General features: G+C 66.2%; 21 protein-coding genes. 11 read left to right on the forward strand and 10 right to left on the reverse strand.

All coding sequences use genetic code 11. From position 1 onward, the window contains the following. Positions 1–9: 9 nt before the first annotated feature. Positions 10–756 carry a cytochrome c biogenesis CcdA family protein gene (locus CDO87_RS00970; RefSeq protein WP_100930787.1) on the reverse strand — a complete coding sequence of 249 codons (747 nt, stop codon included), beginning with the start codon at positions 754–756 and terminating at the stop codon, positions 10–12. 140 nt (positions 757–896) lie between these two features. Here CDO87_RS00970 and CDO87_RS00975 point away from each other — a divergent pair, with 140 nt between their 5' ends. After that, positions 897–1,118: a sulfurtransferase TusA family protein gene (locus CDO87_RS00975; protein ID WP_100927025.1), complete on the forward strand. Its 222-nt coding sequence runs from the start codon at positions 897–899 to the stop codon at positions 1,116–1,118. 113 nt (positions 1,119–1,231) lie between these two features. Here CDO87_RS00975 and CDO87_RS00980 read toward each other — a convergent pair whose 3' ends face one another. Beyond that, positions 1,232–4,375, reverse strand: coding sequence for a ribonuclease E/G (locus tag CDO87_RS00980; RefSeq protein WP_100930788.1), 3,144 nt, complete (start codon positions 4,373–4,375; stop codon positions 1,232–1,234). A 730-nt stretch (positions 4,376–5,105) separates the two neighbouring features. Then, complete coding sequence (locus CDO87_RS00985) at positions 5,106–6,221, reverse strand: anhydro-N-acetylmuramic acid kinase (RefSeq protein ID WP_100927026.1); 1,116 nt, start codon at positions 6,219–6,221, stop codon at positions 5,106–5,108. A 63-nt stretch (positions 6,222–6,284) separates the two neighbouring features. Between CDO87_RS00985 and tyrS the strand changes: the two genes are divergently transcribed. Together tyrS and CDO87_RS01000 are read left to right on the forward strand one after the other, a co-directional pair. After that, positions 6,285–7,538 carry a tyrosine--tRNA ligase gene (gene tyrS / locus CDO87_RS00990; protein WP_100927027.1) on the forward strand — a complete coding sequence of 418 codons (1,254 nt, stop codon included), beginning with the start codon at positions 6,285–6,287 and terminating at the stop codon, positions 7,536–7,538. Between the two features lie 718 nt (positions 7,539–8,256). Further along, the gene (locus CDO87_RS01000; protein ID WP_254698262.1) at positions 8,257–9,141 is read left to right on the forward strand and encodes a GNAT family N-acetyltransferase; all 885 of its coding nucleotides are present in this window, start codon (positions 8,257–8,259) and stop codon (positions 9,139–9,141) included. A 9-nt stretch (positions 9,142–9,150) separates the two neighbouring features. Here the strand turns inward: CDO87_RS01000 and CDO87_RS01005 are convergent, their stop codons facing one another. From CDO87_RS01005 to CDO87_RS01015, 3 genes are all read right to left on the reverse strand, one after another. Then, on the reverse strand, positions 9,151–10,125 hold the full coding sequence (locus CDO87_RS01005; protein ID WP_100927030.1) for a DUF3179 domain-containing protein: 975 nt from the start codon (positions 10,123–10,125) through the stop codon (positions 9,151–9,153). 130 nt (positions 10,126–10,255) lie between these two features. Beyond that, positions 10,256–10,819: a peptidylprolyl isomerase gene (locus CDO87_RS01010; protein WP_100927031.1), complete on the reverse strand. Its 564-nt coding sequence runs from the start codon at positions 10,817–10,819 to the stop codon at positions 10,256–10,258. Then, complete coding sequence (locus CDO87_RS01015) at positions 10,809–11,318, reverse strand: peptidylprolyl isomerase (RefSeq protein WP_100930789.1); 510 nt, start codon at positions 11,316–11,318, stop codon at positions 10,809–10,811. Before CDO87_RS01015 ends, CDO87_RS01010 begins: the two co-directional genes overlap by 11 nt. Positions 11,319–11,453: 135 nt before the next feature. Between CDO87_RS01015 and CDO87_RS01020 the strand changes: the two genes are divergently transcribed. After that, positions 11,454–12,668 (forward strand): phosphoglycerate kinase, encoded by a 1,215-nt coding sequence (locus CDO87_RS01020; protein WP_100927032.1) that lies wholly within the window; start codon positions 11,454–11,456, stop codon positions 12,666–12,668. Between the two features lie 5 nt (positions 12,669–12,673). Here CDO87_RS01020 and CDO87_RS01025 read toward each other — a convergent pair whose 3' ends face one another. Continuing rightward, positions 12,674–13,711, reverse strand: coding sequence for an alpha/beta hydrolase (locus CDO87_RS01025; protein WP_100927033.1), 1,038 nt, complete (start codon positions 13,709–13,711; stop codon positions 12,674–12,676). Positions 13,712–13,890: 179 nt separating this feature from the next. Here CDO87_RS01025 and CDO87_RS01030 point away from each other — a divergent pair, with 179 nt between their 5' ends. Next, positions 13,891–14,193, forward strand: a complete 303-nt coding sequence (locus tag CDO87_RS01030) for a septum formation initiator family protein (RefSeq protein ID WP_100927034.1) — start codon at positions 13,891–13,893, stop codon at positions 14,191–14,193. A gap of 11 nt (positions 14,194–14,204) precedes the next feature. Here the strand turns inward: CDO87_RS01030 and CDO87_RS01035 are convergent, their stop codons facing one another. After that, positions 14,205–14,597, reverse strand: coding sequence for a DUF6924 domain-containing protein (locus tag CDO87_RS01035; protein ID WP_100927035.1), 393 nt, complete (start codon positions 14,595–14,597; stop codon positions 14,205–14,207). 233 nt (positions 14,598–14,830) lie between these two features. Between CDO87_RS01035 and pdhA the strand changes: the two genes are divergently transcribed. From pdhA to CDO87_RS01060, 5 genes are read left to right on the forward strand one after another with little or no spacing between them, the layout of a single operon-like run. Then, positions 14,831–15,853: a pyruvate dehydrogenase (acetyl-transferring) E1 component subunit alpha gene (gene pdhA / locus CDO87_RS01040; protein WP_100927036.1), complete on the forward strand. Its 1,023-nt coding sequence runs from the start codon at positions 14,831–14,833 to the stop codon at positions 15,851–15,853. Continuing rightward, positions 15,850–16,440: a hypothetical protein gene (locus CDO87_RS01045; protein WP_100927037.1), complete on the forward strand. Its 591-nt coding sequence runs from the start codon at positions 15,850–15,852 to the stop codon at positions 16,438–16,440. Before pdhA ends, CDO87_RS01045 begins: the two co-directional genes overlap by 4 nt. Positions 16,441–16,447: 7 nt before the next feature. Continuing rightward, a complete protein-coding gene (locus CDO87_RS01050; RefSeq protein ID WP_100927038.1) occupies positions 16,448–17,824 on the forward strand; it encodes a pyruvate dehydrogenase complex E1 component subunit beta in 1,377 nt (458 codons plus the stop codon). A gap of 10 nt (positions 17,825–17,834) precedes the next feature. Further along, positions 17,835–18,077: a hypothetical protein gene (locus CDO87_RS01055; protein WP_100927039.1), complete on the forward strand. Its 243-nt coding sequence runs from the start codon at positions 17,835–17,837 to the stop codon at positions 18,075–18,077. Between the two features lie 3 nt (positions 18,078–18,080). Then, positions 18,081–19,382 carry a pyruvate dehydrogenase complex dihydrolipoamide acetyltransferase gene (locus CDO87_RS01060; RefSeq protein ID WP_100927040.1) on the forward strand — a complete coding sequence of 434 codons (1,302 nt, stop codon included), beginning with the start codon at positions 18,081–18,083 and terminating at the stop codon, positions 19,380–19,382. A 78-nt stretch (positions 19,383–19,460) separates the two neighbouring features. Here CDO87_RS01060 and cysE read toward each other — a convergent pair whose 3' ends face one another. Then, positions 19,461–20,279 (reverse strand): serine O-acetyltransferase, encoded by an 819-nt coding sequence (cysE, locus tag CDO87_RS01065; protein ID WP_100927041.1) that lies wholly within the window; start codon positions 20,277–20,279, stop codon positions 19,461–19,463. Positions 20,280–20,363: 84 nt separating this feature from the next. Here cysE and CDO87_RS01070 point away from each other — a divergent pair, with 84 nt between their 5' ends. Continuing rightward, positions 20,364–20,702 (forward strand): TraR/DksA C4-type zinc finger protein, encoded by a 339-nt coding sequence (locus CDO87_RS01070; RefSeq protein ID WP_198521795.1) that lies wholly within the window; start codon positions 20,364–20,366, stop codon positions 20,700–20,702. Positions 20,703–20,982: 280 nt separating this feature from the next. Here CDO87_RS01070 and CDO87_RS01075 read toward each other — a convergent pair whose 3' ends face one another. Continuing rightward, a complete protein-coding gene (locus CDO87_RS01075) occupies positions 20,983–24,948 on the reverse strand; it encodes a glycoside hydrolase/phage tail family protein (protein WP_100927042.1) in 3,966 nt (1,321 codons plus the stop codon). Positions 24,949–24,950 lie beyond the last annotated feature (2 nt).

Genomic DNA, 24,950 nt, shown 5'->3' on the forward strand with positions numbered 1-24,950 from the left:
TGCCGCGCGTCACCCCAGCGTCGCGAGCCCGGGGAAAGTTTCGAGCAACCAGAAGGAGAAGGCCGAGAACGCCCCGGTCAGGAGTGCCACGCCCACCACGATCAGCAGGACGCCCATGACCTTCTCGATCATGGCCATGTGCCGCTTCATCCGGTTCATCAGCCCGACGGCGCGGCCGAGGAAGATCGCCGCCAGCAGGAAGGGAATGCCCAGCCCCGCCGCGTAGACCGCCAGCAGGACCGTGCCCCGCGCCACCGAGGCCTCCGTCGCGGCCAGCGACAGGATCGCGCCCAGTTGCGGGCCGATGCAGGGCGTCCAGCCAAAGGCAAAGGCCAGCCCGAGGATATAGGCCCCGAAGGCCGATCCGCCTTCGCCGCCCTCCATGCGCATTTCCCGGTCGAGGAACCCGATCCGGAAGACGCCCAGGAAATGCAAGCCGAAGACGATGACCACCGCCCCCGCGATCCGCCCCAAGAGCACCTGGTTCGTCAGAAAGAACGACCCCAGCCACGACGCCGTGAACCCCAGAAGCACGAAGATCGTCGACAGCCCCAGCACGAAGAACAGCGCCGCCAGTGCGACCTTGCCACGCTTGCGGCCCTCCTGCATCTCGTTCAGCGACAGGCCCGACATGAAAGCCAGGTACGGCGGCACGATGGGCAGCACGCAGGGGCTGAGGAAGGACACCAGCCCCGCCAGCAGCGCCACGAACATGGCGGGCATCAGGGATGCGTCGATGAGATCGATTCCGAACATGTTCCCGGACATATGGCAAAGCGCGGATGGCGTCACGCCGGGGTTGCTCACATCCCCGTGGACGCATCGTCACAGACCGGCCCGCACCCCCTTCACGCAAGCCCCTTCAAGAGCGGCGGCAAAGGCGCTACGACACGGACATGACCCAGACACTCGACGCCACCGGACTGCTCTGCCCCCTGCCCGTCCTCAAGCTGCGCAAGCGGCTGCAGGCGTTGACGGCAGGGGAGACCATCACCCTGATCACCGACGATCCGGCCGCGGTGATCGACGTGCCCCACTTCTGCGCCGAATCCGGCAACGTGCTGGACAGCCAGTCAGAGGACGGCGCGACCATGACATGGATTGTCCGCAAGGTCTGACCTTCGCCTGCCGCGAAACGCAAGGCCGCGTGACGTCCCAACCCACCGGGCGCGCATGAAAAAACCGCCGCGTCTGCACGCGGCGGTTTTTCTGTTCACGGAATGGGCGGGCCTCAGCGGCCCAGCGACCACCAACCGCGCTTTTTCTTCTTCGGCTCGTCGTCGTCGCCCGCGGTCTCGCCAACCGTTTCCGGTTCGGGCTGCGGTGCGGCTTCGGGCTCTGCCTCGGCGGCGGGCTCTTCGACCGGCTCCGCGTTGACCGCGGCCTCTGCCGAGCCACCGACCGGCGACCCCACAACCTGCGCGATCACGTCAGATGCCTTGACCCGGGTGCGGGCACGCTTCGGCTTCTCGTCCTCGGACACGGCCTCCGGCGCTGCTGCGGGCTGCGGCTCCGCCGACTTTTCGGGCGCCTCGGCAGGGGCCTCTTCCGGGGCTGTCTCGGCAACCGGCTCGGCCGTCTGCTCGGCGGCTGCCGGGGCCTCGGGTGCGGCTTCTGCCTCCACCGGGGCCGGAGCATTGGCCGTCATGGCCACCGCTTCGGCAGGCGCATCGCCGTTGGCGTCACCCTCGGAAGACGCCTCGACCGGCTCCTTCGGCTTGGACGTCCGGCTGCGCGAACGGGAGCGTGACCGCGAGCGGCTCGAGCTCTTCTTGCCGCTGTCCTGACCGTCCTCGTCACTGCCGCCGGTGTCGCCACCCTCGGCCGCGTCGCTGTCGTCGTCACCGCTGTCCGTATCGCCGGAGCCATTGTCCGACTCGCCGTCGTTCGACCCGTTGTCGTCCTGATCGTCACGCGACTGGTCGCCGTCCTTGGACTTCGACCGACGACGCCGCCGACGCCGCTTTTTCTTCGGCTTGTCGTCGCTGCCCTGATCGTTGCCGTTGTCGTCGCCGGAGGACTGCTGCTCCTCCATCTCCTCGACATCTGCCTCGATCTCCTCGGCTTCGGCCGCCTCGTCGATGGCATCCATGATCGAGGTGTCGACGGACACCACGGGCGCGGTCGCTTCGGGTACGGAGCGGGTCGCCGTCTTGAACTTCTCCATCGAGAAGTCGGGCGCGATCAGATGCGGGTCGCCCTCGATGCGCACGGCCATGCCGTACCGCGCCTCGATCATGGCGACGTGCTCGCGCTTCTGGTTCATCAGGTAGTTGGCGATGCCCACCGGGCACTTCACCAGAACTTCGCGCGACCGGCGCCGCACGCCCTCTTCCTCGATCTGGCGCAGGATCTGCAGCGCCATGTTGTCGTCGGAACGGATCAGGCCGGTGCCGTGGCAGGCCGAACAGGGTTGCGTGGTCGCCTCGATCATGCCCGGACGCAGACGCTGGCGCGACATCTCAAGCAGGCCGAATCCCGAGATGCGGCCCACCTGGATGCGGGCGCGGTCGGTCTTCAGCTTGTCCTTCAGCTTCTTCTCGACGGCGGCGTTGTTCTTGCGCTCGTCCATGTCGATGAAGTCGATGACGATGAGACCGGCGAGGTCACGCAGACGCAGCTGGCGCGCCACCTCTTCAGCGGCCTCCAGGTTGGTCTTGACCGCGGTCTCCTCGATGGAGCCTTCCTTGGTCGCCCGGCCGGAGTTCACGTCGATGGCCACCAGCGCCTCGGTCACGCCGATGACGATGTAGCCGCCCGACTTGAGCTGGACCACCGGGTTGAACATGCCGCCCAGGTAGGATTCGACCTGGTAGCGCGCGAACAGCGGCATCTGGTCGGTGTAGTTCTTCACGTTCTTGGCGTGGGACGGCATGATCATCTTCATGAAGTCCTTGGCCACGCGGTAGCCGCGCTCGCCTTCCACCAGAACCTCGTCGATCTCGCGGCTGTAGAGGTCGCGGATCGAACGTTTGATCAGGTCGCCTTCCTCGTAGATCTTCGCCGGTGCGATCGACTTCAGCGTCAGTTCGCGGATCTGCTCCCACAGGCGCTGGAGGTATTCGTAGTCGCGCTTGATCTCGGTCTTGGTGCGCTTGGCGCCCGCGGTCCGGATGATCAGGCCCGCGCCCTTCGGCACGTCGATCTCGTTGGCGATGGCCTTCAGTTTCGAGCGGTCGGTGGCGTTGGTGATCTTGCGGGAAATGCCGCCGCCCCGGGCGGTGTTCGGCATCAGCACGCAGTAACGGCCCGCAAGCGACAGGTAGGTCGTCAGCGCCGCGCCCTTGTTGCCGCGCTCTTCCTTGACCACCTGCACCAGCATGATCTGCCGGACCTTGATCACTTCCTGGATCTTGTAACGGCGGGCACGCGGCTTGCGCACCGGACGGATGTCCTCGTGCGTGTCGTCGTCGGCCACGGATTCGATGGATTCGTCGCGCGAAGCCGCGTCGTCACCCATGTCCTCGTCGTCGTCATCCTCATCGTCGCTCTCGCCCGGCTCGCCGGTCACGACCAGCGCATCGTCGCGCGAATCCGCCGCCATCGGGCGCTGCGACCCGTTGGTGTCGTCCTCGTCCTCGGAGGTCTCCTGCTCCGCTGCCGGCACTTCCGTGGTGTCGTTGGCCTGTTCGGCCGGTGCGTCCGACGTATGCGCGTCGTCCGCCGGGGTATCCGCGGTTTCGGATGCGGTTTCCGGTGCGGCCTCGGCCGGCGTCTCTGCCACGGGATCCTCTGCCGTTTCCTGTACGGGGGCCGGTTCGGTCATCACGAACTGCGGCAGGTCCGCCTCCGCCGAAGCGGTCGCATTGGTCTCTGCACCGTCGGATTCCACCGAATCGACCGGCTCGCCAACGGGCGCTTCGGTCACGGTCTCCATAGGCGACAGGCCCTCGCCCGGGGCGCCGGCCTCTGCCACCGCCTCGTTCTCGGACGCGTCTTCCTCGGACCCGAGGTCGATGGTCTCCATCCCCGAAGGTTCCTTCGGCGATTTCGAGTCGGACCGCGTGGACGGCTTCGACGACTTCTTGCGCGACCGCGACCGCGAAGACTTCTTCGGCTTGTCCTCTTCTTCATCGGCGGCGGCGGCCAGTGCGGCCTCCTCCTCCATCAGCGCCTGACGGTCGGCCACCGGGATCTGGTAGTAATCCGGGTGGATCTCCGAGAACGCGAGGAACCCGTGACGGTTGCCGCCGTAATCGACGAAGGCCGCCTGCAGCGACGGTTCGACCCGCGTGACTTTCGCGAGGTAGATGTTGCCCGCTAGCTGACGCTTGTTTTCCGATTCAAAGTCGAACTCCTCGACCTTGTTTCCGTCCACCACCACGACGCGGGTCTCTTCCGCGTGGGTGGCATCGATGAGCATTTTCTTTGCCATGTAATCCGTGTGCACGCGCGCAGCCCCCATGAACCGGCCCTTTGACCGGGAGGCGCAAGGAAGCGTGGGGCGTGTCTTGTCTGGGCGAATAGTGACGGCCGGTCGCATGGCTCAAAGGCGGCGTTTCCGCTCCTGCCCATGTGCCTGTCTTGCGTCGCGCGCGTCATCGCGGTTCTTCTCCGACGTCATGGCACGCATTCCGCGCCCGACGCCCATTCATGAAACCCGTCGCGTCGCTCGCTCTACGGGTTCGGTTCATCGGCCTCCGGCATGCGACGGGTATCCCCCGCCAGCGCCCCTCGGGCCCAATCGGTCTGCATCGGGCGCGTCTCTCGCAACTCCCGACACAGCGAAACTGTCCGGCTCCGCGCACTGCGCGAAAGCCTGCCTGATAACATAAGGCCACGTGACCACAAATGACAATGCTGAAAACGCCCGGATGACGCGCTGTTGCGTGGCGTCCTGCAGGGTTTTCCACAACATCAATGGTTTGTTCATAAAACAAGCATTCGAAAATCACGATCCGGCCGGTTCGACACCTCCAATCGGCCGGTTCACCGGTAACGGGTTCAGTCTAAAGGTGAATATCGGGTTAACGCCTTGTGGCGCATGCAGCCCGCAGCCCCATCATGATGTCCCAGGGTTAACGGCGCACGCCGTATTGACGCAACGCCCGGCCGCTTAACTGAACAGGCGTTCACGCAACGGGGCGCACGCCGCGCAACACCGGTCAGGCCACGCTTTCGGAGCGGCGCTCGGGGCGCGAGATCTGGCCGCCACCCACCGGCGCCGCCACCCCCGTCGTGCCCGGCGCGGAGGTCGGCAGGCCGCGCGCCACCCGCACCGCCAGCCATGCGAATGCCTGCGCCTCCAGCATGTCGCCATCAAGGCCCGCGTCCTCCACCGGCACCACCGGGCAGTCGAGGCCAACGTGCAGCATCTCCATCATCACCGGGTTCCTGCGCCCGCCGCCCGTCACCAGGACCCGGTCGGGCGGTGTCGGGCAATGTTCCATCCCGACCATCACCGCGGTCGCGGCCATGCCGGTCATGGTGGCGGCGGCATCGGCGTCGCCGAGTTCCCGCACCAGATCGAGCATCACGGAAAAATCGTCGCGGTCCAATGACTTCGGAGGCATTCTTCGGAAGAAACCTTCATCGAGAAACAGCTCAAGCGCGCCTTCCTCCACCCGGCCCTGCTGCGCCAGCGCGCCGCCTTCGTCGAAGGCCAGCCCGCGCCGTTCGGTCATCAGGTCGTTCAGCGGCGCGTTGGCAGGCCCGGTGTCGAACGCCAGAAGCGCGCCGGGCGCCTCGGGCTTCGCGGCGGCAGGGTCGACCCAGGTCAGGTTGCCCACCCCGCCGAGATTGAGGAAACACAAGGGCTTCTCCGCCCCGATCCACTTCGCGCAGGCCCAGTGGAAGAACGGCGCCAGCGGCGCGCCCTCGCCCCCCAGCGCCACGTCCGCCGACCGGAAATCCCAGACCACCGGCACGCCCAGGGCATCCGCCAGCGCCGCGCCGTCGCCCAGCTGGTGCGTGCCCCGGCCGCGCGGCTCATGCGCCAGCGTCTGGCCGTGGAAGCCCACCACGTCGATCCCCTCGAAACGTGACAGAACCTCGCGGTGCGCGCCCAGCACGATCTCCGAAGCGGCCTCAAGGTCCGCCCCCGGCCACTTGCCGAGCGCCGCGCGCAGGACCTTCTGCTCCGCCTCCGAATAAGGGCGATAGGCGCTGTCGCCGAACTCGAAGATCGTCACCCCGTCGGTCACCACGACAGCCGCATCGACGCCGTCCAGCGACGTTCCCGACATCGCCCCCAGCGCTTTGACCGGCCCGGTTCTCATCATGCTCTTTTCCTCACGCCCCGCGGCCCTTATACGGACCTGCGGATAATATACAGAAGGCCGGCCATGACCTACCATCCCAAATCGGATTTCATGCGCGTCATGATGGAGCGCGGCTACCTCGCCGACTGCACCGATTACCAGGCGCTCGACGACAAGCTGTCGCACGGGGTGGTGACCGCCTATATCGGCTATGACGCCACGGCGCAGTCGCTGCACGTCGGCCACCTGCTCAACATCATGATGCTGCGCTGGCTGCAGAAGACCGGCCACCGGCCCATCACCCTGATGGGTGGCGGCACGACGAAGGTCGGCGACCCCTCCTTCCGGTCGGACGAACGCCCCCTGCTCGGCCCCGAGCAGATCGACGCCAACATCGACGGCATGAAGCAGGTCTTCGCCAAGTACCTCAGCTACGGCGACGGTCCCACCGACGCGCTCATGCTGAACAACGCCGAATGGCTGGACGACCTGAACTACCTCGATTTCCTGCGGGACATCGGGCGGCACTTCTCGGTCAACCGGATGCTGTCGTTCGAAAGCGTGAAGTCGCGGCTCGACCGGGAACAGTCCCTGTCGTTCCTCGAATTCAATTACATGATCCTGCAGGCCTACGACTTCCTCGAGTTGAACCGCCGTTACGACTGCCTGTTGCAGATGGGCGGGTCCGACCAGTGGGGCAACATCGTCAACGGCATCGACCTGACGCGCCGGGTGCTGGATCACGAGATCTACGGGCTGACCTCGCCGCTGCTGACCACGTCAGATGGCAAGAAGATGGGCAAGAGCCAGGGCGGCGCCATGTGGCTGAATGCCGACATGCTCTCCCCCTACGAGTTCTGGCAGTTCTGGCGGAACAGCACCGACGCGGACGTGGGCCGGTTCCTGAAACTCTACACCGAGCTGCCGGTAGAGGAATGCGAGCGTCTGGGCGGCCTTGCCGGGTCGGAGATCAATGAGGGCAAGATCATCCTCGCCAACGAGGTCACCCGGCTGTGCCACGGTGCAGAGGCCGCCGCCGCGGCAGAGGCCACGGCGCGCGAGGTCTTCGAGAAGGGCGGCGTGGGCGACGATCTTCCGACGCTGGAGCTGACCTCCGACGAGATCGGCGATGGCATCTCCGTCATCCAGCTTATCGTCCGCTCGGGGCTGGTGAAGTCCGGCAAGGAGGCCAAGCGCCTGATCGCCGAGAACGGCGCACGACTGGACGATGCGCCGCTGACCGACGCGGGCCTGATGCTGGACCGGGGCGCCCTGTCCTCACCGATCAAGCTGAGCGCGGGCAAGAAGCGCCACGCGCTGGTCAAGCTGGCGGACTGAACGGCGGTTTCCGCCGGATGTTGCGACGCGCGGCGCTGCCGCGCGTCTTTTCTTTTGTGCATTGCTGTACGCGAACCCGTATCCCCGAGGTCGCTCCCTTGCCCGCGCCCAAGCAAGGCCGTCGCGAACAGACCTCCGCGCCATGCCCGCCGGTCAGGCATGTTTCATCAACAGTCTGCCGCGCGTGACGATGCTCCAGTACACTGGATCAACTCCGGAAATGCTCCACCTCACGGCGTGATGTCCGCCGAAAGCTGAACGCACTGCCGTGCAAATTGCCCGAGGTATGCAGCCAAGCCCCAACTTCGAATACGGAACGCACAACGGCCCGACACACAATCCCCCGAGGCACCCTCGCTGGCCCGCGTCGCGCTGTACCGCCCGGCCTACTCACCCACGACGCCAAGCCGCGCCACGCCACAACTAACTGACGCGCCCGGGTTACACGCCTTTTCGTGCCGCCGGTCCGCGCCCCGCACCGCTAAGCTAGGCGCGGCTCTTCAACCCGTGCGCCTTCCCGCTCTCAGAACACCGCCTGCAGGACGCTCAGCAAAACGAAGGGTATGGAAAGCACGCAGGCCACCAGCAGCGCCGCCCCGGCGGTCGGACGGGGCCGTGTCAGCGCAATCGATTCGGATCGGGGCGCCGCACGGCGCAAAGGCTGTCTGTTCATGCAGCCATTAAACCATTCGAAAGTTTTGATCCCGTTAATACCCCCATGCTCCGCCTCCCCCTCCCCCAAACCCCCCAATTCGCGCGCGCCTGTGCCCGCATGGGGGTGCAGACGCGACTCTGCAAACGCGAGGCGCGGGCGGGTGTGCGCCTGCTCTGGCAGGTTCAGTCGCGGGTCATCCGGCCCTTCGGGCGTGTCGACCTCGTGTCGCGCGGACCGGTGGCGGAGGATCCGGGCGAACTCTGTGACTGGGTCACGCGCTGGCCGCACTGGCACGATGGCCGACCCCTCCTGCTGAACGCCGACGGCATCCCGCCAAGCATTCTGCGCGACGGCGGGTTCTGGCCGCTGATGACGCCGGCGACCATCGCGCTGCTGCCGCTCGCCACGCCACCAACCCTGCGCGCCAGCCTGAGACAGAAGTGGCGCAATCGCCTCAACCGGGCGCAGCGGGAGGAGATCGAGGTGCGCCACACCGACCTGACACCGGACCACTGGCTCCTTGGCGCCGAGGCGCGGCATGCGAAGACTAAGGGCTACAAGGGCCTGCCGCCCGCCTTCTGCGCGATCTACGCCGCCGCCAACCCCGGGGAGGCCGTGGTCTACGAAGCCCGGCACAAGGGCCGGCCTGTCGCCGCCGCTCTGATCCTGCGACACGGGCGCATGGCGACCTGGCAGATCGGGCACAGCACGGGGGAAGGTCGCCGCCTGAACGCCATGAACCTCGTGCTGTGGGAGGCGGCGACGGATTGCTGGCGGCGGGGTCATGACATGCTCGACCTCGGGTTACTCAATGCGCAGGACGCCCCGGGGCTGACACGTTTCAAGCTGGGCCTCGGCGCGACCGCCCACCGGCTTGGCGGCACATGGGTCCACCTGCCCTGCCTCGCGCCCGTGGCCCGCGTCCTGCCTCTGGCGCTGTGTTGCTGACTCAGGCCGTCACTTCGCGCCGAGCATCCAGCGCCCCTCCGGCCAGAAGGCATGGAACGCGAAAGCGAACATCACGTCATGCGGCAGGTCCCGGCCCGCTGTATCCGTCACCCGCACCGCCCCCACATCCCGCCCGTCCGCGATCCGGTCGGCATCGAGCGCGGAGTTCACGCCGGATTGCCAGAGGATACGCACGCCGTCCTCTGTCACGTCCGCTTCCCGCGCCAGCCTGTCCATCGGCCAGGCGCGGTCGCCCACGCGGATCACCCGCATCAGCGGTGCAATGCCGTGCGGGGGCATCTCGCCGGAGTAGAGGAACGGCCGCTTCGACGTATCGTAGTTGCGGTAGGGATTGCGGCCGTAGGGGCGCTGCCACTCCGGCTCGGCCATCACCAGCCCATCGGGATTGCGCTGCACGAAGGTTCCGAAACTCTCCATCCACGACGCGACGGGTTTCAGCCGCGTGCCGGTCATGTCCCCGACGATGCCCGTACCCACCGCCTGCTGCCACCAGCTTTGCGTTTCGCGGTCGTACATGATCATGTCGGAATTGCGCAGCTTGCCTGAGACGCCGAAGGTCAAGACCCGGCCGTTTACGCGCCGGTCGAATGTCAGGGCAGAGTTGCAGAGCGGGCAGAAGGTCACAGCGACGGGCACCCCGCCGATGCTGTCGTTGACGATCTCGTGCCACGTCAGGTAGCGGATCGGATAGGCGCGCGGGCGTTCTCCGTCGATCTCCACCGTGATGACCGGCTCCGTGGGTGCGATGCCCTCCTTCTGCGCAACCTCGACGAACTGCGGATCGGAGAGCGCCGGGATGCCGTCCTTCGGCGGCCCGCCCGAGACGATCTCCACCCAGCTGGACACGCTGGTGTTCGAGAAATCGGTGTCCGGCCATTCGTGTTTCCAGAACGACGGATCGGCGGCGGCGCCGGTGGCGATCGCGGACCAGAGCAGCAGGCACAGACCGAAGACGCGACGCATGGAAAATCCCCCCTCTTTGCACCGATTGTCCGGGCTCGGGGGGCGGCTGTCCAGTCCGCAGTGCCGGGTCAGCCATGATCGGCACGATGGTCGGACAGGAAAAAGGGGCGCCGAAGCGCCCCTGATCTCGTCACTCGGTCACGGTGACCTTGGCCATGTGGTCCGGTTCCCCGTCCACGGCACCGCTGCGCGGATGTCCGCGCTTGATCGAGTCGACCACGTCCATGCCGTCCGTCACCTCGCCTACCACGGTGTACTGGCCGTTCAGGAACGGGCCCGGCTCGAACATGATGAAGAACTGCGAGTTGCCGCTGTCCGGCGACTGCGAGCGGGCCATGCCCACGACGCCGCGGTCGAACGGCAGGTCGGAGAACTCTGCCTTCAGGTCGGGACGTTCGGAGCCGCCCGTTCCGGCGCGGCGCATGTCGAAGCCGTCCTTCTCCATGTTGCCGAAGGAGACGTCGCCGGTCTGCGCCATGAAGCCGTCAATCACGCGGTGGAAGACGACACCGTCATAGGCGCCCGCTTCGGCCAGTGCGGTGATCTGCTCCACATGGCCGGGAGCCACGTCCTCGAACAGGTCGATGGTGACGGTGCCCTTGGGGCCGCCCTCGCCCGCGACCTCGATCTGAAGGCCGGTGGCCAGTGCCGGAGACGCCAGAAGCGCCAGTGCAACGGTCAGGTTACGCAACATCGGCAGCCACCTTGACGGTAATCATCCGGTCCGGGTTGGCGGGCGGCTCGCCGCGCGTAATGGCATCGACGTGCTCCATGCCTTCGATCACCTGCCCGTAGACGGTGTACTGCCCGTTGAGGAAGTCGTTGTCCTTGAAGTTGATGAAAAACTGCGAGTTGGCGGAGTTCGGGTTCTGCGACCGTGCCGCGCCCAGTGACCCGCGGGCGTGCGGGATGCGCGAGAACTCTGCCGGCAGGTCCGGAAGATCGGACCCGCCCGTGCCAGCGCGGCGCAGGTTGAAGTCCTTCTCCATGTTGCCGTTGGCCACGTCGCCGGTCTGCGCCATGAAGCCGTCGATCACGCGGTGAAAGCAGACGTTGTCATAGGCACCGGCGCGCGCCAGCTCCTTCATCCGCTCCACGTGCTTCGGGGCCACGTCGGGCATCAGCGCGATCACGACCGTGCCGCCCTTCAGTTCCATCAGGATGGTGTTTTCCGGATCCTTGATCTCGGCCATGTCGTCCACTCCTCATTCATTCTGGCCGGTGGTTTATGCCACGCCGCGCACAAAGCCAAGCAGCCGTTGACGGCGCGCGCGTCAGAGGGCAACACGGGTACGGATTGGGAACGGGATTGGGACTGGGAGAGCGACATGGCCTGGAAGACCCTCGACGACATGGATCTGGACGGCAAACGGGTGCTGACCCGCGTGGACATCAACGTCCCCGTCGAAGACGGCAAGGTGACGGATACCACCCGCATCGACCGCATCTGCGCGACGATCCAGGACATCCTGGCGCGCGGCGGAAAGCCGGTGCTGCTGGCGCACTTCGGCCGGCCCAAGGGCGAGCGGCGCGACGACATGAGCCTGCAGATGCTGATCCCCGCGATGGAGCAGGTGCTGGGTGTCGAGGTGGTCTTTGCCGCCGACTGCGTCGGTCCGGTGGCCCAGGCGGTCATCGACACGCTGGGCGAAAACCAGGTGGCGCTGCTGGAAAACACCCGCTTCCACAAGGGCGAGGAAAAGAACGACCCTGAGCTGGCCGCGCAGATGGCGGAACTGGGCGATGTCTACTGCAACGACGCCTTCTCGGCCGCGCACCGTGCGCATGCCTCCACCGAAGGTGTCGCGCACCTTCTGCCCTCCTGCGCCGGACGCCTGATGCAGGGCGAACTGCAGGCGCTGGAATCGGCGCTGAGCACGCCGGAACGCCCCGTTCTGGCGGTGGTCGGCGGTGCGAAGGTGTCGACCAAGCTGGACTTGCTGTCGAACCTTGTCGAGAAGGTCGACATGCTGGTGATCGGCGGCGGCATGGCCAACACCTTCCTCGCGGCGCAGGGCATCGACGTGGGCAAGTCGCTCTGCGAGCACGACATGACCGAAACCGCGAAGGCGATTGCCGAGAAGGCGGTGGAGACCGGCTGCGAACTGCTGCTGCCGCGCGATGTCGTCGTTGCGCGCGAGTTCAAGGAAGGCGCCGACAGCGAGGTGGTGAAGGCCGAGGATTGCCCCGCCGACGCGATGATCCTCGACGCCGGGCCCGACAGCGTGGCGCATATCAAGCAGGCCATCGACCGGGCGAAAACCCTGATCTGGAACGGCCCGCTCGGCGCCTTCGAGATCGCGCCTTTCGATGCGGCGACCAACGCGGCGGCCCGCCATGCGGCGGCGCGGTCCGAGGTTGGTCAGCTTGTGTCCGTGGCCGGTGGCGGCGACACGGTCGCGGCGTTGAACAAGGCCGGTGTCGCGTCGGATTTCTCTTATATTTCAACGGCTGGCGGGGCGTTCCTCGAGTGGATGGAAGGCAAGACCCTGCCCGGCGTCGCAGCGCTGGACCAGCGCGAAGAAGAGAAGACCGAGGACTGAACCCCTCAGAAGGCGCCTTCGATCAGTTCAGAGGCGCCCGTCGCCAGATCGCGCAGCAGGCGGATCGCCGCGGGGGCGGTAAAGGCCGTGGTGTGACCGCCCCGGTCGCCCCCCTCGATGTCGGACAGATCGACCACCTGCACCGGCAGGTTGCCCAGCCGGCCCGGGTCGGTGATCGATCCAAGCCGCGCGGGCTTGCCCGTCAGGAACGCCGCCAGGTTCAGGGCCCGGTCGCGGTCCGACACCATCAGGGTGAAGGGCTGCGGAAACGGCGTGATGCGCCGCGCCTGCTGGACAAAGACGTCCTCGTCGATATCGGGACTGATAAGCGCCACGCCGGAGATATCGGCCAGCGCGCCACGGTTACCCGAGATCGCCATCTGCCTCAGCGTCTCCATCACCAACTGGCTGCCCATCGAATGCGCCACCAGCAGCACCTTGCGATCCCCCGGCCCGGTCAGCGCGGTCAGCAGCGTCTCCAGGTCGTCGCGCGAGAACATGACGCTGTCACGGTCATAGACATAGCCCCGCGGGTTTCCGGCGGACGGCCAGGAAAAGGCGATCACCGGCACCTTGGCGTCGAAGTCCTGCGCGATCTGCGCCAGGCGATAGACCGCCTCCGCGTTGTTCACATTGTAGCCATGCACAAACACCACCACCTCGCGCGGCTGGCGGCCGCTGGCGTCGAGCGCCTTCAGGAAGGCACGCGCGTCGGCGAAGGTGCGTTGATCCGAGGCGACGAAATGGCGTTGCGGATCGGGCTCCTCGGCGCCCGGCCATTCGATGTTGCCTGTCCTGTGGCCCGGCGGGATCGAAATAAGGATAGAGCCGTAGCGCATGTTCGGGTCGCGCACATCGCCGAAGTCCTGTTCGAAGATGAACTGGCTCGCATCGTCGGAACCGCTCAGCCGGTTGGAGGCGATGAAGACGCGCTGCAGGTCGGTTCCCTGCCCGTCAAGCTCCGGCAGGAGCGTGATAACGCCCCGCGCGGCACATCCGGCGAGGGAGAGAATCAGCAGGCAGAGGAGGAGCGGTCTTTGCATGCGCGCACAATAGCGACCCCACTGTCACAAGCCAGAGAGGCAGCGTACTGTGCAGGAATGCAACGCTTTACCACCGATTCGCGGGCTCACGAAGGCGTGGCTTTTACTGATTCGGCCAGCATGACAGATTGGCCGGCAAGGCATCCCCCGAGAGATGTTTCCGAGGCAGACAAGAGATCATGACACCCCGTCGTTCACGCCCTTCCCTTGGCGTCCCCGTGTTCTTCGCGGTGACCCTCAGCCTGTCGGCCTATTTCACCTTTGCCGCCGTGCAAGGGGACTTCGGCCTGTTCCGCCGCGCGGAAATCGTGGTCGAGGGCCAGAAGCTGGAACAGGAGCTTGCCGCCGTGCAGGCGGAGGTCCTCCAGATGGAGAACCTCACGGAGCGGCTGTCCGACGACTATCTCGACCTCGACCTGCTCGACCAGCAGGCCCGCGATGTGCTGGGCCTGGTGCGGTCCGACGAAATCGTGGTGAACTGAGCCACCCGGTTTCAGACCGGCGGCTGGAAAACTCCGTCCTCGTCCAGCATGTCCATGGCCTCGTCGAAGGACATGTTGCCAAGGGTGAGGTTGTTCTCCACGGCCCAGGCGTCCCCGGCGCGCACCCGGAATTCGGCGCCGGTCTCCGTATCCACGACGAGGATCGGCCAGCTCTGGTCGCTCATGGCGTGATCGTCGGCGACATACAGCACTGCTTCATCCGGGAAGGCTTCGAACAGGGCGTCGGTATCGGCGCCGTCGTGCTGCTCGTCCTCCACGCGTGAGAAGTTGGCGGTGTACCCCATTTCGCCCTCGGCCATCGCGGCCTCGAGCAGGGCCTCCCACGAGGTTTCGTCGCTGAAATCGGTGCGGATCAGCTTCGGCGCGTCGTCATCGTCTTCCATTGGTAACAGTTCCTATCGTTAACGGTCGCTGTCGAAAGTGCCTGCAGGATCGCCCTGTCCGGTCCATTCCTGCGCCAACGTCCGACGGCAGCATCCCGTTGCGCGCTTATGAAGATTTCCTGCGACGAATAGTGCGCGAAATATTGTTGCGCGGGCTTTACGGGCCTGCAAAGCCGCGCTACGCTTCTTGCCAAGACTGTTTAACGCTAAACTATTCCTGGGGAGGAGACGCGATGGCCACGCGCAAGGCGGCTGCAAAGCCCAATGTCTCGGCCGACGACCTGAAGGCCTGGTATCGCGACATGCTGCTGATCCGGCGCTTCGAGGAGAAGGCGGGCCAGCTTTACGGCATGGGACTGATCGGCGGTTTCTGCCACCTCTACATCGGACAGGAGGCGGTGGTCGTCGGACTGGAAGCCGCTGCCGAAGAGGGCGACAAGCGTATCACCTCCTACCGCGACCACGGCCACATGCTGGCCTGCGGCATGGATCCCAAGGGCGTCATGGCCGAACTGACCGGGCGCGAGGGCGGCTATTCCCGGGGCAAGGGCGGCTCCATGCACATGTTCAGCCGCGAAAAGCACTTCTACGGCGGCCACGGCATCGTCGGCGCGCAGGTGCCGCTGGGCGCGGGTCTTGCGTTTTCGGACAAGTATCGGGGCAACGACCGCGTGACCTTCACCTATTTCGGGGACGGCGCCGCGAACCAGGGCCAGGTCTACGAGACCTTCAACATGGCCGCCCTTTGGAAGCTGCCGGTGATCTTCGTGATCGAGAACAACCAGTATGCCATGGGAACGGCGCAGGCGCGTTCGACGTCCACGCCTGATCTGCACACCCGGGGCGAGGCCTTCGGCATTCCCGGAGAGATCGTCGACGGGATGGATGTCTCGGCGGTCAAGGATGCGGGCGACAAGGCGGTGAAGCACTGCCGGTCCGGCAAGGGGCCCTACATCCTCGAGGTGAAGACCTACCGCTATCGCGGGCACTCCATGTCCGACCCGGCAAAGTACCGGACGCGCGAGGAAGTCCAGAAGATGCGCGAGGAGCGCGATCCCATCGAACACGTCCGCGAGATGCTGCTGCAGGGCAAACACGCGACAGAGGACGACCTGAAGGCCATCGACAAGGAGATCAAGGCCGTGGTGACGGAGGCTGCGGATTTCTCCCGCGAGAGCCCGGAACCCGCGCTCGATGAGCTCTGGACCGACATCTACGCCCAATCCGTGCCGCAGAAACAGGAGGGCGCGGCATGAAGGCATTCGTCGTCGCTGCGGCGCTGACCGCCCTGCCCCTTGCGGCACTGGCGCAGACCACGGTCACCAACAAGGACACGGGCGAGACCATCGTGATCGACGGCCCGCCGCTGGAGGCGCCGCTGGCGGTCAACCTCTTCCGTTACCTGAACCAGGGCGAGGAGGATGCGCCCTTCCGCACGAAGTTCGAGCACCTCGACACCTGCCTCTACCGGATGACACTGATCCAGAAGCTGGACCCGGAGACGGTGCGCACCACGGTGACCACGTTCAACGTGCGGGACCTGTCGATGGACGGTTACCAGGAGGCGGTCTATGCCCCCGACGTGGCCAGCCTGATCCTGCCGTTCTCGGATGGTGTGGACGTGAGCGCGGACATCACGCTGGACGGGCCGGACAACGAGACCCGCAAGGCTTACCGGGACGCTATCGAGATGACCTGCACCGACACGCGCTGCGAAGGCCGGATGCCGACCGAGCAGGTACACCTGACAATCCTCACCCCCACCGCCGAAAACGATGTCGGGTTCGCCAACATGTCGATGGGGGCGCTGATGAACGCCTGTCGGCCGCAAGAGCAGGAGTGACACGGACATGGCAACCGAAATCCTGATGCCCGCGCTCTCTCCGACGATGGAGGAAGGCACGCTGGCCAAGTGGCTGGTGAAGGAAGGCGACACCGTCTCGAGCGGCGACGTGATCGCGGAGATCGAGACCGACAAGGCGACGATGGAGTTCGAGGCGGTCGACGAGGGCATCGTCGGCAAGATCCTCGTGACCGAAGGCACGCAGGGCGTGGCGGTGAACACCCCCATCGCAGTGCTGGTCGAGGACGGCGAAAGCGTGGAGGACGCGGTCCGCACCGGCCCGGCGCAGCAGCCCGCCCCCGTCGACAAGACGCTGACCTCCGAAAGCGCGCCCGCCGCCGCCAAATCGCACCCGGAGCCGGAGTGGCAGAAGCCCGAACCGGACTGGCCGGAAGGCACGAAGGTGAAGTCGCAGACCGTCCGCGAGGCGCTGCGCGACGCCATGGCCGAGGAGATGCGCCGCGACGGCGACGTCTTCCTGATGGGGGAGGAAGTGGCGGAGTACCAGGGCGCCTACAAGATCAGCCAGGGCCTGCTGGACGAGTTCGGGTCCAAACGTGTGATGGACACGCCGATCACCGAACATGGCTTTGCCGGGATCGGCGTCGGTGCGGCCTTCGGCGGCCTGCGCCCGATCGTGGAGTTCATGACCTTCAACTTCGCCATGCAGGCCATCGACCAGATCATCAACTCGGCGGCCAAGACGCTGTATATGTCCGGCGGCCAGATGGGCTGCCCCATCGTTTTCCGCGGTCCGAACGGTGCCGCGGCCCGGGTCGGCGCGCAGCACAGCCAGGATTACGCGGCATGGTACGCGCATATCCCGGGCCTGAAGGTGTGCATGCCCTACTCTGCCTCCGACGCGAAGGGCCTGCTGAAAAGCGCCATCCGCGATCCGAACCCGGTGGTCTTCCTCGAAAACGAGATCCTTTACGGCCGCTCCTTCGACGTGCCGGTGATGGACGACTTCACCGTGCCCTTCGGCAAGGCCCGCATCTGGCGCGAGGGCACCGATGTCACGCTGGTCAGCTTCGGCATCGGCATGACCTACGCCATGGACGCGGCAGAGAAGCTGGCGGCAGAGGGCATCAGCGCCGAGGTCATCGACCTGCGCACCCTGCGGCCCATGGACACCGAAACCGTCATTGCTTCGGTCAAAAAGACCAACCGCTGCGTGACCATCGAGGAAGGGTTCCCGGTGGCCTCCATCGGCAACAACATCTCGGCGGTGCTGATGCAGAAGGCGTTCGACTGGCTTGATGCCCCGGTCATCAACCTGACCGGCAAGGACGTGCCCATGCCCTATGCCGCGAACCTCGAAAAGCTGGCCCTGGTCACCACCGCAGAGGTGATCGAGGCCGTCAAACAAGTCACCTATCGCTGAGGGGGCAACCATGGCGGATGAGATCGAAATCCTCGGGCTCGGCCCGCACGGCCTGCACCTGTCGCTTGGCCCCGTGACGGCACTGGCGCCCAAATCGCTGCTCGAACGCGAGATGGGCACCGTGACGGAAGACCGGGCGATGGAATGGGCGGCGGCCCAGAAGACAGAGCTGGAAGGCGCGATGACCGCGCTCATCAACGGAGCCACGCCGCCGGCGCCCTTCGACGAGATGACCCTCGAGACGGAGAGCTGAGCGATGCCCGTGGAAATTCAGATGCCCGCACTGTCGCCCACGATGGAAGAGGGCACACTGGCCAAGTGGCTGGTTAAGGAGGGCGACACGGTATCTTCCGGTGACGTGCTGGCAGAGATCGAGACCGACAAGGCAACGATGGAGTTCGAGGCCGTCGACGAGGGCGTGATCGGCCGGATCGTCGTCGCCGAGGGTACGGCAGAGGTGAAGGTCGGCACGGTGATCGCGGTCCTTCTGGAAGAGGGCGAGACGGCTGACGACCTAGGCGCAACGGGCGGCCCCAAGGCCCCTCCCCCGTCCGAACCGAAGGAGACGCAGGCAGCCCCCGAGGCCGAGATCAAAGCCGCGCCGCCCGCGCCGGAACGCTCTGACGGGGAACGGATCTTCGCCTCCCCCCTCGCCCGGCGGATCGCCCAGCAGAAGGGCCTCGACCTGTCGCAGATCAAGGGCTCCGGCCCGCGCGGCCGCATCGTGAAGGCCGATGTCGAAGGGGCGACGGCTGCCCCCGCCGCGGCGAAACCGGCGGCCGCTGCCGCCACACCCGCTGTGGCGCCTGCCAAAGCCGAAGCGGCGCAGGTCGATCCGTCCTCCGTCGCGGCGCTTTATGCGGACCGGACCTATACGGAAGTGCCGCTGGACGGCATGCGCCGGACCATTGCAGCCCGCCTGACCGAGGCCAAGCAGACCATCCCCCATTTCTACCTGCGCCGGGACATCACGCTGGACGCGCTGATGGCCTTCCGAGCGCAGCTGAACGAACAGCTCGCACCGCGCGGCGTGAAGCTGTCGGTCAACGACTTCATCATCAAGGCCTGCGCCCTGGCGCTTCAGCAGGTGCCGAAGGCCAATGCCGTCTGGGCCGGTGACCGCATCCTGCAACTGACGCCCTCGGACGTGGCGGTAGCCGTGGCAATCGAGGGCGGCCTCTTTACGCCCGTCCTGCGCGATGCGCATCAGAAAACACTCTCGGCCCTCTCGGCCGAGATGAAGGACCTCGCGACCCGCGCCCGCGACCGCAAACTCGCACCCTCCGAATACCAGGGCGGCAGTTTCGCGATTTCCAACCTCGGCATGTTCGGGATCGAGAACTTCGATGCGGTCATCAACCCGCCACACGGCGCGATCCTTGCGGTCGGCGCCGGGGTGAAGAAGCCGGTCGTAAACGCGGACGGGGCGCTGGCCGTGGCAACCGTGATGTCGGTCACCCTGTCGGTGGATCACCGTGTCATCGACGGCGCACTCGGCGCGGAACTGCTGGCCGCCATCAAGGACAACCTCGAGAACCCGCTGGCCATGCTGGCCTGATCCCTTCGGGCCAGCCCTGCTGTGGTACAAACGAAAAAGCCCCGGCACCGGCCGGGGCTTTTTCGCACTTGCACAGGTTCACATCCCCAGCGTTTCGCCGCGCAGGATCTGGTCCATCTCCTTGGACGGCTGATCGCAGCCCGCCTCGCCCACGATCTTCGCAGGCACGCCCGCAACCGTGGTGCACGGCGGGACTTCCTTCAGCACAACAGACCCCGCGGCGATCCGCGAGCAGTGGCCAACAGTGATGTTGCCCAGCACCTTCGCCCCGGCCCCTATCAGCACGTTGTTCCCGATCTTCGGATGGCGGTCGGCGTCTTCCTTGCCGGTGCCGCCCAGCGTGACCGAGTGCAGCATAGAGACGTTGTCGCCCACGACCGCGGTTTCACCGATCACGATGGAGTGCGCATGGTCGATCATGATGCCGCGCCCGATGCGGGCCGCGGGATGGATGTCGATGCCGAACACCTCGGACGACCGCATCTGGAAGAAATACGCAAGATCCTTACGCCCCTGCGTCCAGAGCCAATGCGCCACGCGATACGCCTGAACCGCCTGGAACCCCTTAAAGAAGAGCAGCGGCTGCAGGTAGCGGTGGCAGGCCGGGTCACGTTCGTAGGTGGCGGTGATGTCGGCGCGCGCCGCATGGGCCAGATCCGGCTCTGCCGAATAGGCCTCGTCGCAGATTTCACGGATGATCTGTTCCGACATCTCGCCATTGGCCAGCTTCAACGAGATGCGGTAGCTCAGCGCCCTTTCGATCGTCGGATGGTGCAGAATGGAATAATGCACCATGCCGCCAAGCAAGGGTTCCTGCGCCACGGCTTCGTCGGCTTCACGGGCGATGCGCGCCCAGACCGGGTCGACCTCGGCCAGTTTCATGCGTGTTTCAGCCATCTGGCGTCCTCCTTTGACCACGGCAAGATAGCAGATAGGGTCTGGGGAACGAAACGCAAATCCTTGATAGGGGCCATTGCGATCATGGATGAACGGGAGGTTCGGAGATTCCGGCAGGACATCGGTAATCGGCTGGCGGCTCTCGACGAGGATGATGCGCTTGGCGAACGGAGCCAGCGGGTCGTCGAACTCGACCAGCAGTCGGTGGGGCGGCTGTCGCGACAGGATGCCCTGCTGAACCAGTCGATGGCAAAGGCCACGCAGGCGCGGCGCGACCTGTACCGGCGTGCGTTGCAAGCCGCCATGCAAAGGATCGAGGAGGGCGAGTTCGGCTATTGCGCCGACTGTGGCGAGGAGATCGCCCCTGCCCGGCTGGAGCTGGAGCCGACTGTCCTGCGCTGCATGTCCTGCGCCAAGGGATGACCGATCCGGTCACGCACCAGCAGGGCGTCGGTCACCAGGGCAAGGCATTCGAGCAGATCGCTGTCGTCCGGCTTTTGCCAGGCCGCCAACGGACGGACCAGCGCCGCGGAGGCGAGCGTGCCGTTACCCCAGATCCGATGCACCCTGCCAAGGCGGCGACGGTAACTGTCGGCCATATCTGCCTCCACCATCATGCGGCGCATCAGTTCCGGACGTACGTCGCTCGGCGCGGACAACAAGGCCCGCGCCGCTGCCATCACATCCGCCGGGCGAAGCGGTCTCATGCGGTCAGGTCGACCATTGCGAACGGCCCTGCCCCGTAGCGCGCCGATATCTGGGCCACGGCGATGCTGTACGCACCACCGATCCCGTCCGATGTCCGCGCAAGCGCACTGTAGGTCCAGGTGGGGACAGAAACCTGCGCCTCGCGCAGCGTGCTGCTGCCCTGCATGACCCGCACGACGTAGGATTCGCTGTCCTCCGCCAGCGGCACCTCGTAGCCGTCCCAGCTGTCGCCATCGACGCGCGTGCGCCGGACCCACGTCACGGTCAAGTCCCCGGCAGCATCCAGAGCCTTGAGGTGCGCCGGCCGGTAGGGCCGCAGGCCGTTACCATCGAAGGCATGCACTTGATGCACGTAGCTCGGATCGTCATACGGTCGCCGGGCCGGTCCGATCCTGAAGTGACGGGATACCCGACGCAGATGCCCGGCCAAAGAGATCTGCCGCGGTGCGCCGTTCATCAGGACCACCCACGACCCGGCGGGCCAGGTGTCCGGCATCACCCCGTCCGATCCCGCCTGTCCCCGCAGGCGATGAGACAGGAGCCACCGCCCTTCTCCGACCAACGTGGCGTCGCGGAACTGGAACAGCTCCCAGTTGCCCGGCGTTCCGTCGCCGATCGCCATCAGGTTGCCGCCGGCCAGGAAGGCCTCGGACCCGATGGATTGCAACGCGCCATTCGCCAGCCGGACCTGAAGCGGACCGCCCGGGTCGATCAGACCGGGCCGCGCCGCCGCCAGCGGTGTTTCGGTGATGCCGACAACCGCGCGTCCGGCAACCAGCACATTCTGGACGTAGTCCGCATCCTGCGCCGCGTCGTATACCGCAACCGCGCCGGGCCACGGTTGCGCCGTGACCGCCAGATGCGGCGCGTGTGGCACCTCTTCTCCGGTCATCAGGGGCAGGTCCATGAACAAGGGCGTCACCGGCACGGCAGGCACGAAGGGGCGCAAGAGGGCGTTGTCCTCGGTGAAGGTTGAGGGCAGGAAGACGTCGGGCTCGATCCGCACCGCGTCGACGATCTGGTGTTCCATGACCTCGACCCTGTCCACCCGCGCCAGAACCGGACCGGACTGCGCAGGCAGGCGCACGATATCCCCGGCTCCGACCGGCAGATGCGACGGCGGCAGGGCGAACCGCAGCGTGTCACGGGCGACGCGGGCCTCCGACAGCCAGCGTTCCGCGATCTGCCGCCCTTCGGTCCGCGTCAGGGCCAGGGGAATCTCCGTTTCGGCAATGGCGTGCGTCTCGTCGTCTGGCAGGATCGCCTCTTCCGAGGCCGCCTGATGATCCGCATCGGCAAGGACAAATCCCAGGCGGACACGCCCCGACATCTCTGCCGCACCGGCGCGGGTCTCCACCAGATCGCCGTCGAGGTCGTCGCTCACCGCCAGATCTTCGGCAGCGATCTCCACCGCGTTGCGCCCCGACCGCATCCGGAAGACCAGCAGGCCGTCGCGCTCCACCGCGTCGAATCCGTAGGCCAGCATCAGCGGCTGCAGGGCTTTGCGTGCATCGCCGATCTGCGGCACCGCGTAGCCCCGGACAAAGCCAGCAAGCCCGCTGGTGTCGATCTGCGTCAGGCCGACACGATGACAGATTTCGGTGACAACCGAGTCAAGCGAACGCCCCGATGCCCTGCCGTTCAGCCAGTGCCCGGCCCGATAGTTCGGACCGTCCGACCAAAGTCCGGCATTTCCCGGAAACCACGGATAAGGCCGCGCATCCCAGGCCCAGACGAAGGCACGCGACATGTCGAGCATGGGCGCATCGTAGACCTCTGACACCGGGTTGTTGGCCGGGTCCGTCCAGTAACCGAGCAGTGCCTGAAGATAGGCGCGCTGTATGGCCTCGTCCCGAAGACCGTTCGAGTAATACGGCAGGCTCGATTCCGAGGACTTTGGATCGAGGAACTTGTTGGGCTGGTTGGTGCCCTTGTCGACCGCCGCGCAACCCAGTTCGGTGAACCAGACCGGTTTCATCCCGGGCTCCCAGGCGGTGGGCGTTTCCTGGCGTTCGCCGCCTATGCGTTCGTGGTGACGGTTCTGCCACCAGTTGCGGATGTCCTTGTAACGCCAGACCCACGGTTCTCCGTGGGCGTCGTCGGTGATCGGTTCGCGCCGCTGCGTCTCGCGCGCCTCGTCCGTCGGGTAGTACCAGTCGTAGCCCTCCCCGCCCTCGATATTGGCGGTGAGGTAGCCGAGGTTGTGCACCTGTCCCCAAGACGCATCGGCGTGGTCGTCGCCATCGCGCCAGTCGGACAGGGGCATGTAGTTGTCGATACCGACGAAGTCGATCTCGGGGTCGGACCAGAGCGGGTCCAGATGGAAATACAGGTCCCCCGGTGCGCCAGACGGCTGGTAGCCGGAGTATTCCGTCCAGTCGGCCGCATATCCGATCCGCACGTCCGGCCCCAGAAGCGCCCGACATTCCGCTGCCAGCGCCCTCAGCGCCGTCACTGCGGCGAAACCCGCAACACCACGGATCGGCGTCAGACCGACCATCTCGGACCCGATGCAGAAGGCATCGACGCCGCCCGCCGCAGCACAAAGCGCTGCCTGATGCAGGATGAACCTGCGGTAGCGCCACTCCGACGGGCCGGAATACGTCACCGTGCCATCGCCCACCGCGAAGTCCGACGCCGAGGCGGTGCCGAAGAACGCGGCGACCTCCGCGTCCGCGGCGACCGTGGTGTCGGGTGAGCCTGCCCGACCGGGCGCCGTGCTCAGCGTGATGCGTCCGCGCCACGGCAGGGCCGGCTGACCGACCTCGCCGGTCCACGGGTTCTCCAGCGTATTGCCGGCGGTCTGCTCCATCAGGATGAAGGGGTAATACATTACCTTCAACCCCTTGGCGTTCATGCGGCGGATCGCCTGCACCACCGACTGGTCCGTGGGCGTGCCGCCGTAGACCGGGCGGCCTTCGTCCTCGGGAACCGTCTCGGCGGCGCCACGGGTCAATCCGCTGACCGTCCAGGGCATGCGCCCGTCATACGCCGTCTGCTCCACCTTCGGCTTGATCTCGCACAGCCCGCAGCGCAGATCGTTGCCGAACCAGCTCACGATGAGCGAGGTCGCCTCGCAGGCCGGAACCTCGTCGGTCAGTTGCTGCAGGGAGGTATTGAAGTCCGGCTCCTCGGACGGAGAGTTCACATTGGCCACCGCAACGCCGCCCGGCCCGGTGCCGAACAGGGCGTCGGTCGAGGCCTGATAGGCCCAGTAGACCGGCTCCGTCGCCAGTGCGTATTCTCCGGTGCCCGGGATCATCGCCACCCCGCGCACCAGATCCGGAACGTCCTTTGCGCCGCTGTCGGGGCGCGTGATCTCGAAACTGAACTGCGGAACGCGGTTGCCGTATTGCGAGAGGTCCAGATCCTCGATGACCACGTAGGCCGTGCCACGATAGGCAGGCACAAGGCCGCTGCCCTCAACCGCTTCCATCTTCGGATCCGGCAGCTGGTCGGTAGTCCCGCGATAGACACGCATGTTCAGATCGTGCAGCGGGATCTCGGCGCCGTCCGCCCACACCCGGCCGACGCTGGTGATCTCGCCCTCGCACAGGGCAAGCGCCAGGCTGACCGAATAGCTGTACTGGCGCACAACCGGCTGCGCGGGCTGTCTGGGTGCAGAGCCTTTGCCGCCCCCGCCACCACCGCCGCTTTCATGGACGTGTTCCATGAACTCCGTCGACCAGATGACGTGGCCGCCGACACGCATGCGTCCGTAGACCCGCGCGATAGATTGCCCCTCGCCGGTGCCTGTCAGGCGGAAGCGGTCAACGTGGCCTGTCTCGACGACGTCGGACCCCTGCCCCATGACCCTCTGGTTCATGACGCGCGAGTCGATGGCACGCCCGAGGGCGGCACCGGCGAAACGGCCCACGGCCACGGCGGAAAGGCCCAGGACCGAGCCGCCGATTGAGCCGCCGATCGCCGCCCCTGCGGCGGAAAGTAGGATCGTCGCCATGA

The sequence above is a fragment of the Sagittula sp. P11 genome (assembly GCF_002814095.1).
Lineage (GTDB): Bacteria > Pseudomonadota > Alphaproteobacteria > Rhodobacterales > Rhodobacteraceae > Sagittula.

Coding starts and splice junctions, on each gene's coding strand:
- CDO87_RS01070 (WP_198521795.1), top strand. CDS start 20,364: ATGGATGAACGGGAGGTTCGGAGATTCCGGCAGGACATCGGTAATCGG.
- cysE (WP_100927041.1), bottom strand. CDS start 20,279: ATGGCTGAAACACGCATGAAACTGGCCGAGGTCGACCCGGTCTGGGCG.
- CDO87_RS01035 (WP_100927035.1), bottom strand. CDS start 14,597: ATGGAAGACGATGACGACGCGCCGAAGCTGATCCGCACCGATTTCAGC.
- pdhA (WP_100927036.1), top strand. CDS start 14,831: ATGGCCACGCGCAAGGCGGCTGCAAAGCCCAATGTCTCGGCCGACGAC.
- CDO87_RS01075 (WP_100927042.1), bottom strand. CDS start 24,948: ATGGCGACGATCCTACTTTCCGCCGCAGGGGCGGCGATCGGCGGCTCA.
- CDO87_RS01000 (WP_254698262.1), top strand. CDS start 8,257: ATGCTCCGCCTCCCCCTCCCCCAAACCCCCCAATTCGCGCGCGCCTGT.
- CDO87_RS00975 (WP_100927025.1), top strand. CDS start 897: ATGACCCAGACACTCGACGCCACCGGACTGCTCTGCCCCCTGCCCGTC.
- CDO87_RS00985 (WP_100927026.1), bottom strand. CDS start 6,221: ATGATGAGAACCGGGCCGGTCAAAGCGCTGGGGGCGATGTCGGGAACG.
- CDO87_RS00970 (WP_100930787.1), bottom strand. CDS start 756: ATGTTCGGAATCGATCTCATCGACGCATCCCTGATGCCCGCCATGTTC.
- CDO87_RS01020 (WP_100927032.1), top strand. CDS start 11,454: ATGGCCTGGAAGACCCTCGACGACATGGATCTGGACGGCAAACGGGTG.
- CDO87_RS01010 (WP_100927031.1), bottom strand. CDS start 10,819: ATGTTGCGTAACCTGACCGTTGCACTGGCGCTTCTGGCGTCTCCGGCA.
- CDO87_RS01015 (WP_100930789.1), bottom strand. CDS start 11,318: ATGGCCGAGATCAAGGATCCGGAAAACACCATCCTGATGGAACTGAAG.
- CDO87_RS01060 (WP_100927040.1), top strand. CDS start 18,081: ATGCCCGTGGAAATTCAGATGCCCGCACTGTCGCCCACGATGGAAGAG.
- CDO87_RS01055 (WP_100927039.1), top strand. CDS start 17,835: ATGGCGGATGAGATCGAAATCCTCGGGCTCGGCCCGCACGGCCTGCAC.
- CDO87_RS00980 (WP_100930788.1), bottom strand. CDS start 4,375: ATGGCAAAGAAAATGCTCATCGATGCCACCCACGCGGAAGAGACCCGC.
- CDO87_RS01030 (WP_100927034.1), top strand. CDS start 13,891: ATGACACCCCGTCGTTCACGCCCTTCCCTTGGCGTCCCCGTGTTCTTC.
- CDO87_RS01050 (WP_100927038.1), top strand. CDS start 16,448: ATGGCAACCGAAATCCTGATGCCCGCGCTCTCTCCGACGATGGAGGAA.
- CDO87_RS01025 (WP_100927033.1), bottom strand. CDS start 13,711: ATGCAAAGACCGCTCCTCCTCTGCCTGCTGATTCTCTCCCTCGCCGGA.
- CDO87_RS01045 (WP_100927037.1), top strand. CDS start 15,850: ATGAAGGCATTCGTCGTCGCTGCGGCGCTGACCGCCCTGCCCCTTGCG.
- CDO87_RS01005 (WP_100927030.1), bottom strand. CDS start 10,125: ATGCGTCGCGTCTTCGGTCTGTGCCTGCTGCTCTGGTCCGCGATCGCC.
- tyrS (WP_100927027.1), top strand. CDS start 6,285: ATGACCTACCATCCCAAATCGGATTTCATGCGCGTCATGATGGAGCGC.